Origin of the sequence: Mycobacterium alsense (genome assembly GCF_002086635.1) — a bacterium.
Taxonomy (GTDB): Bacteria; Actinomycetota; Actinomycetes; order Mycobacteriales; family Mycobacteriaceae; genus Mycobacterium; species Mycobacterium alsense.
Genome location: NZ_MVHD01000098.1, coordinates 1 through 6,452 on the forward strand (window position 1 = coordinate 1; position 6,452 = coordinate 6,452).

The following is a 6,452-nucleotide window of genomic DNA, read 5'->3' on the forward strand; positions in this document are numbered from 1 at the left end:
CCGCCACCGCCGCCGCCACCGCCACCACCGTGTCCGCCACCGCCGGGTCCGCCCGGCCCACCGGGTCCGGCACCGCCGGGTCCGCCCGGCCCACCGGGTCCGGCACCGCCGGGCCCGCCCGGTCCGCCGGGACCGCCGGGCCAGCCCGGGCCACCCGGTCCGCCGGGGCCGTTGAACCCTGGGTGCGGGTTGGGCCCGGGTCCACGCCAGTTGTCGTGGCAATGCCAGGCGTCCCAGTTGTTGCCCCAGCCGGGGTCCCAGAAGTCGCCGGGGCACCACTGCGGCGCCGGACCGGGATGCGCCTGCGCGCCGGTCGCGACGCCCAGCCCGGCCAGGCCCAGCCCCGCCGCGGCGGAGATCGTTGCAGCTAAACGAGCGAGATTCTTCATCTTGCAAAGGTGCCCGCGCGTTTTGAATTCAAACGCTCGGCGCCGACGTTTTCGCGGTCACCTCTGGCAGTTCGGGCACCAGAACACGTTGCGGCCCTCGAGCACCTGGGTGCGGATCGGTTCGCCGCAGAGCCGGCACGCCTCGCCCGCGCGCCGGTAGACGTAGGTCCGCGGGCGGTCGGGCCGGTACGACGGCGCGCCGTGGTCGTGTTCGGGCAGTACCACGACGATCTTGCCGCCGCGCAGACCGACCTTCATCAAGGCCACCAGGTCGGTCCACGCCGCGTCGAACTCCGCCTCGCCGATCCCCTGCCCGGGCCGGAACGGGTCGATGCGGTGGCGGAACAGCAACTCGCTACGGTAGACGTTGCCCACCCCGGCGATGACGGTCTGGTCCATCAGCAGCGCGCCAATCGGCCTGCGCGACTTGGCGATTCGTGCCCACGCCCACGACGGGTCGGCGTCGCGGCGCAGCGGGTCGGGCCCGAGCTTGGCCAGCACGGCGCTGACCCGGCCTTCGTCGATGACCTCACAGACCGTCGGGCCGCGCAGGTCGGTGCCGTAGTCGGTCCCGACCATCCGCATCCGCACCTGCCCGACGGGCTCGGGCAGCCCCGCACCGCCCGGCGCCGCGGGAACCGGCCACTCGGTGAAGGCGCCGTAGAGCCCGAGGTGCACATGCACGATCGGTCCGCCCTCGTAGTGATGGAACAGGTGCTTGCCCCACACGCTGGTGCGCCTCAGCACCCGGCCGTCCACCACGGCCGCCGGTTCGGCGAAGCGGCCCTGCGGGCTGGACACCCGGACGGGTGCCCCGCCGAACCGGCGCTGGTGCAGCCGCGCCAGCCGGTGCAGGGTATGCCCTTCGGGCACCGGCTCAGCCCTGCGCGCCGGGCACCGGCGGCGCCTGGTGGGTGCGTTCGTACTCGGCGAGAATGTCGATGCGCCGTTGGTGGCGTTCGGCTTTCGACCACGGCGTGCTGAGGAAGGCGTCGACGATCGCCAGCGCCTCGGGCACGGTGTGCATGCGGCCGCCGATGCCGATCAGCTGCGCGTTGTTGTGTTGGCGCGCCAGGGTCGCGGTCTCGACGCTCCACCCCAGCGCGCATCGCGCCCCGGGGACCTTGTTCGCCGCGATCTGCTCGCCGTTGCCCGACCCCCCCAGCACGATGCCCAGGCTGTCCGGGTCGGCGACCGTCCGCGTCGCCGCCGCGATGCAGAACGCCGGATAGTCGTCGTCGGGGTCGTAGCTGAAGGCTCCGCAGTCGACCGGTTCGTGCCCGGATTCCTTCAGGTGCTCGACGATCTGCTGCTTGAGCTCATAGCCGGCGTGGTCGGAACCCAGGTAGACGCGCATGCCGAACATTCTGCCCGCCCGGCGGGCTCAGTCGAACTCGGGCGCCTCCGTGCGGGTCCGCTTGAGTTCGAAGAAGTGCGGGTAGGACGCGAACGTCACCGAGGCGTCCCACAGCTTGCCCGCCTCCTCGCCGCGCGGGATCTTCGAGAGGACCGGCCCGAAGAAGGCCACCCCGTTGACGTGGATGGTCGGGGTGCCGACGTCGTCACCGACCGCGTCCATGCCGGCGTGGTGGCTTTTGCGCAGCGCGTCGTCGTACGCCTCGCTCTCGGCGGCCTTGGCCAGCTCCGCCGGCAGCCCGGCGTCGGCCAGCGACAGCTCGATGACCTCCTCGAGGTTCTTGTTGTCCTCGTTGTGAATCCGGGTGCCCATGGCGGTGTACAGCTTGGCAAGGGCTTCGGCGCCGTGGGCCTGCTCGGCGGCGATCGCCACCCGCACCGGCCCCCAGGCGTGCTTCATCATCTCGCGATACTTGTCGGGCAGGCCCTCACGATTCTCGTTGAGGATGGCCAGGCTCATCACGTGGAAGTGCACGTCGATGTCGCGGACCTTCTCCACCTCGAGGATCCAGCGCGAGGTGATCCAGCACCACGGGCACAGCGGATCGAACCAGAAGTCGGCTTGGTTTTTCACCGGGGCCTTCTCGGGCATAGCGCAGTCCTTTCGTCGACGAGACACCGTCAGGCACAACCGTAGGCGCCGCGGCGGTGTTCCCACACTGCCCGAGTTTTGCCCCCGACACGTAGTTTGGACGCGTGGTCCTTCCTAATCTCACCCGGGATCAGGCCGTCGAACGCGCCGCCCTGATCACAGTCGACAGCTATCAGATCGAGCTCGATGTCACGGCCGGCGAACGCACCTTCCGGTCGACCACCACCGTGGAGTTCGACGCGCTGCGCGGCGCCGACACGGTCATCGACCTCGCCGCCGACACCGTCCGCTCCGCCACCCTCAACGGGCACGCCCTCGACGTGTCCGGCTACGACGAATCGACCGGCATCGAATTGCGCGGGCTCGAGCATCACAACGTCCTCGTCGTCGACGCCGACTGCCGCTATTCCAATACCGGCGAGGGCCTGCATCGCTTCGTCGACCCCGTGGACAACGAGACATACCTGTACTCGCAATTCGAAACCGCCGACGCGAAGCGCATGTTCGCCTGCTTCGACCAACCCGACCTCAAGGCGACGTTCGACGTGCGGGTGACCGCGCCGACGCACTGGAAGGTGATCTCCAACGGCGCGCCCGAATCCGTGGCGGACTCGGAAAAGGGCGCGGAAAGAGGGAGGGTACACACCTTCGCCAAAACCCCGCGGATGAGCACCTACCTGGTGGCCCTGATCGCCGGCCCCTACGCCGAATGGAAAGATTCCTACGCCGACGAGCACGGCGAGATCCCGCTTGGCATCTACTGCCGGGCCTCGCTGGCCCCACACATGGACGCCGAACGGTTGTTCACCCAGACCAAGCAGGGATTCGGCTTCTACCACAAGCACTTTGGCCTGCCCTACGCATTCGGCAAGTACGACCAGCTGTTCGTTCCCGAGTTCAACGCCGGGGCGATGGAAAACGCCGGCGCGGTGACCTTCCTGGAGGACTACGTCTTCCGCAGCAAGGTCACCCGGGCTTCCTACGAGCGGCGCGCCGAGACGGTGCTGCACGAGATGGCCCACATGTGGTTCGGGGACCTGGTCACCATGCGGTGGTGGGACGACCTGTGGCTCAACGAGTCGTTCGCGACGTTCGCGTCGGTGTTGTGCCAAAGCGAGGCAACCGAATTCACCGAGGCGTGGACGACGTTCGCGACCGTCGAAAAGTCGTGGGCGTACCGCCAGGACCAGTTGCCGTCGACGCATCCGATCGCCGCCGAGATCCCCGACCTGGCGGCCGTCGAGGTGAACTTCGACGGAATCACCTACGCCAAGGGGGCGTCGGTCCTCAAGCAGCTCGTCGCCTACGTCGGGTTGGAGCACTTCCTGGCCGGACTGCGCGACTACTTCCGCGCGCACGCCTACGGCAACGCCACGTTCGGTGACCTGATCGCCGCGCTGGAGAAGGCGTCCGGGCGTGACCTGTCCGGCTGGGGCCGGCAGTGGCTGAAGACCACCGGATTGAACACGCTGCGAGCCGATTTCGACGTGGACTCCGAGGGCAGGTTCACCCGCTTCGCGGTGACGCAGAGCGGCGCCGAGCCCGGCGCGGGCGAGACCCGGGTGCACCGGCTGGCGGTGGGCATCTACGACGAGGATGGGGCCGGCAAGCTGGTACGGGTGCACCGCGAGGAGCTCGACGTCGAGGGCGCGCGGACGGAAGTGCCCGCGCTGGTGGGGGTTTCGCGCGGAAAACTGATCCTGGTCAACGACGACGACCTGACCTACTGCTCGCTGCGCCTGGACGGCGTGTCGCTGCAGACCGCGCTGGAGCGCATCGCCGACATCGCCGATCCGCTGCCCCGCTCGTTGGTGTGGTCGGCGGCGTGGGAGATGACCCGCGAGGCCGAGCTGCGCGCCCGCGACTTCGTGGCGCTGGTCTCCGGCGGCGTGCAGGCCGAATCGCAGGTCGGGGTGGCGCAACGGCTGCTGATGCAGGCCCAGACCGCGCTGGGGTCCTACGCCGAGCCCGGCTGGGCGCGTGAGCACGGCTGGCCGCAATTCGCCGACCGGCTGCTGGAGCTGGCGCGCGCGGCCGCGCCGGGATCGGATCACCAGCTCGCGTTCGTCAACACGCTGTGCTCGTCGGTGCTGTCGACCCGGCACGTCGTGACGCTGGCCGACCTCCTCGACCCATCCCTTGAAGACCCGGCCGAGCTGGGGCTGGCCGGCCTGGAGGTCGACACCGACCTGCGCTGGCGGATCGTGACCGCGCTGGCCGCCGCCGGCGAGATCGACGCCGACGGGCCCGCGACTCCGTTCATCGACGCCGAGGTGCGGCGCGACCCGACCGCCGCCGGCCAGCGCCACGGCGCCCAGGCAGCCGCGGCCCGGCCCCAGCTGCCGGTCAAGGAGCAGGCCTGGACCACGGTGGTCGAGGACGACACCCTGGCCAACATCACGGCCCGCTCGATCATCGCGGGCATCGCCCCGCCGGGCCAGCACGAGCTGCTCAAGCCGTTCACCGCGCGCTACTTCGAGGCGATCCCGGGGGTGTGGGCGCGCCGGTCCAGCGAGGTCGCCCAGACGGTGGTGATCGGGCTGTACCCGCACTGGGACATCAGCGAGGCGGGCATCGCGGCGGCCGACGCGTTCCTGGGCGACCCCGAGATTCCGCCCGCGCTGCGGCGGCTTGTGGTGGAGGGCCAGGCCGGGGTGAAGCGGGCCCTGCGGGCCCGTCGGTTCGACGCCTCCTGATCGAGCCCGCGCTCAGCGCGTGAAATTCGCGGCGTCGATCGACGCTCCGGGCGCAGGCTCGACGAGCTGAGCCCGACCAGCTAGGCCGGGGAGATCCCGGAGCTGAGCACGCGGATCGCGCTCACCAGCCCGTCGACCAGGTGGCCCTGCTCGAACGCCGACGCGGCGGCGGCCACCCCCAGCGGCGCGGCCGACTCGGCGCCGCGGCCCCGCACCGCCGAGCCGTAGACCACCTCGATGACGCACTGGTCGGGCGAGACGGCGAGCAGCACCGCGTTGTCGGGCGTCGGCACCTTGGCCAGGATCTCGCGGGCCCGCGCCGCGGGGTCGCTACCCAGGTCGCCGAGGTAGATGGCGAACCGCGCGCGCGACCGCCGCGAGCCGTACTTCAGGGCGTCGTCGATGGCGACGAGGTCGCTGGTCGGAAACGGATAGTGCACCGACAGCTCACCGGGCTCGGTGACGCCCGAGATCCGCCCGCTGGTGGTGACCACCCAACCTCTCGGCAGCTCGCTGGGCTCGACCGTCGCAACCTCACCACGTGCCACTGGCGCCACCTCCCACCGAGAACTCCGACGTGCCGTGCCCCCCGCCGACGTCCTCGTCGGTGGCGGCCCACAGGATCGGCGGGTGCGTCCACTTCTCCGACATCTTGTAGGTCGCGGGGTGCGGCCCCTTGTGCGACCAGATCAGCGTGGCCAGCACGGCGACGACCAGCAGCGGGATCCCGATGAAGAACAGGTGGATCTGCATGAGGCTCACGACGCAAACCGTATCCCACCGGCGAATCCGCCCGCACAGGCGGACCGCTCAGGCCGCGCCCTCGCCGAGGTATCGGGCCCAGGCGGGATCGAGTTCCTTGACCGTCGACAGCAGCCGCCAGTGCTGCCCCGTCGGCGGCAGCGGCGCCCGGCGCAGCGCCCAGCCGAGCTCGGCGAGCAGCTTGTCGCCCTTGCGGTGGTTGCAGGTCGAGCAGCACGCGACGCAGTTCTCCCAGCTGTGGTCGCCGCCGCGGCTGCGGGGCACCACGTGGTCGACGGTGTCGGCCTTGCCCCCGCAGTAGGCGCAGCAGAAGCGGTCGCGGTGCATGAGCGCGGCGCGCGTCATGGGCACCCGCGCCCGGTACGGGACGCGCACGTAGGACCGCAGCTGGATGACCGACGGCACCACGATCGACCTGGTCGCGGAGTGGATGACCGGCCCGGCGGGGTCGTCGTGCACCACGTCGGCCTTGCCGCAGATCACCATGACGATGGCCCGCCGCATCGGCAGCGCGGTGAGCGGCTCGTAGGTGGAGTTCAGCAGCAGGACCCGCCGGCGGCTCCAGATCGATGCGCCCTCGTGCCGGGTGGGCGGGTG

Annotated in this window: 8 protein-coding genes; 1 reads left to right on the forward strand and 7 read right to left on the reverse strand. The window is 70.6% G+C overall.

What is annotated here, in order from left to right; genetic code table 11:
• The 4 genes from BST11_RS29045 to BST11_RS26360 form a co-directional block, all read right to left on the reverse strand.
• On the reverse strand, window positions 1-389 hold a 389-nt coding region (locus BST11_RS29045), incomplete at its 3' end, for an Mtp family mycobacterial-type pilin (protein ID WP_211284797.1).
• A 57-nt stretch (window positions 390-446) separates the two neighbouring features.
• The gene (locus BST11_RS26350) at window positions 447-1,262 is read right to left on the reverse strand and encodes an Fpg/Nei family DNA glycosylase (protein ID WP_083141113.1); all 816 of its coding nucleotides are present in this window, start codon (window positions 1,260-1,262) and stop codon (window positions 447-449) included.
• 4 nt (window positions 1,263-1,266) lie between these two features.
• Window positions 1,267-1,746 (reverse strand): ribose-5-phosphate isomerase, encoded by a 480-nt coding sequence (locus BST11_RS26355; protein ID WP_083141119.1) that lies wholly within the window; start codon window positions 1,744-1,746, stop codon window positions 1,267-1,269.
• Window positions 1,747-1,773: 27 nt separating this feature from the next.
• On the reverse strand, window positions 1,774-2,397 hold the full coding sequence (locus tag BST11_RS26360; RefSeq protein ID WP_083141114.1) for a mycothiol-dependent nitroreductase Rv2466c family protein: 624 nt from the start codon (window positions 2,395-2,397) through the stop codon (window positions 1,774-1,776).
• Between the two features lie 104 nt (window positions 2,398-2,501).
• Here BST11_RS26360 and pepN point away from each other — a divergent pair, with 104 nt between their 5' ends.
• Window positions 2,502-5,093, forward strand: coding sequence for an aminopeptidase N (pepN, locus tag BST11_RS26365; RefSeq protein ID WP_083141115.1), 2,592 nt, complete (start codon window positions 2,502-2,504; stop codon window positions 5,091-5,093).
• Window positions 5,094-5,173: 80 nt separating this feature from the next.
• On the opposite strand, the gene BST11_RS26370 is transcribed toward pepN, so the two are convergent.
• The 3 genes from BST11_RS26370 to BST11_RS26380 form a co-directional block, all read right to left on the reverse strand.
• Window positions 5,174-5,641: a DUF5130 domain-containing protein gene (locus tag BST11_RS26370; protein WP_083141116.1), complete on the reverse strand. Its 468-nt coding sequence runs from the start codon at window positions 5,639-5,641 to the stop codon at window positions 5,174-5,176.
• Window positions 5,628-5,846 carry an aa3-type cytochrome oxidase subunit CtaJ gene (gene ctaJ, locus BST11_RS26375; RefSeq protein WP_083141117.1) on the reverse strand — a complete coding sequence of 73 codons (219 nt, stop codon included), beginning with the start codon at window positions 5,844-5,846 and terminating at the stop codon, window positions 5,628-5,630. The genes BST11_RS26370 and ctaJ overlap by 14 nt, the downstream gene beginning before the upstream one ends.
• A gap of 57 nt (window positions 5,847-5,903) precedes the next feature.
• The coding region (locus BST11_RS26380) for an HNH endonuclease (RefSeq protein ID WP_142276597.1) at window positions 5,904-6,452 on the reverse strand (549 nt) is incomplete at its 5' end.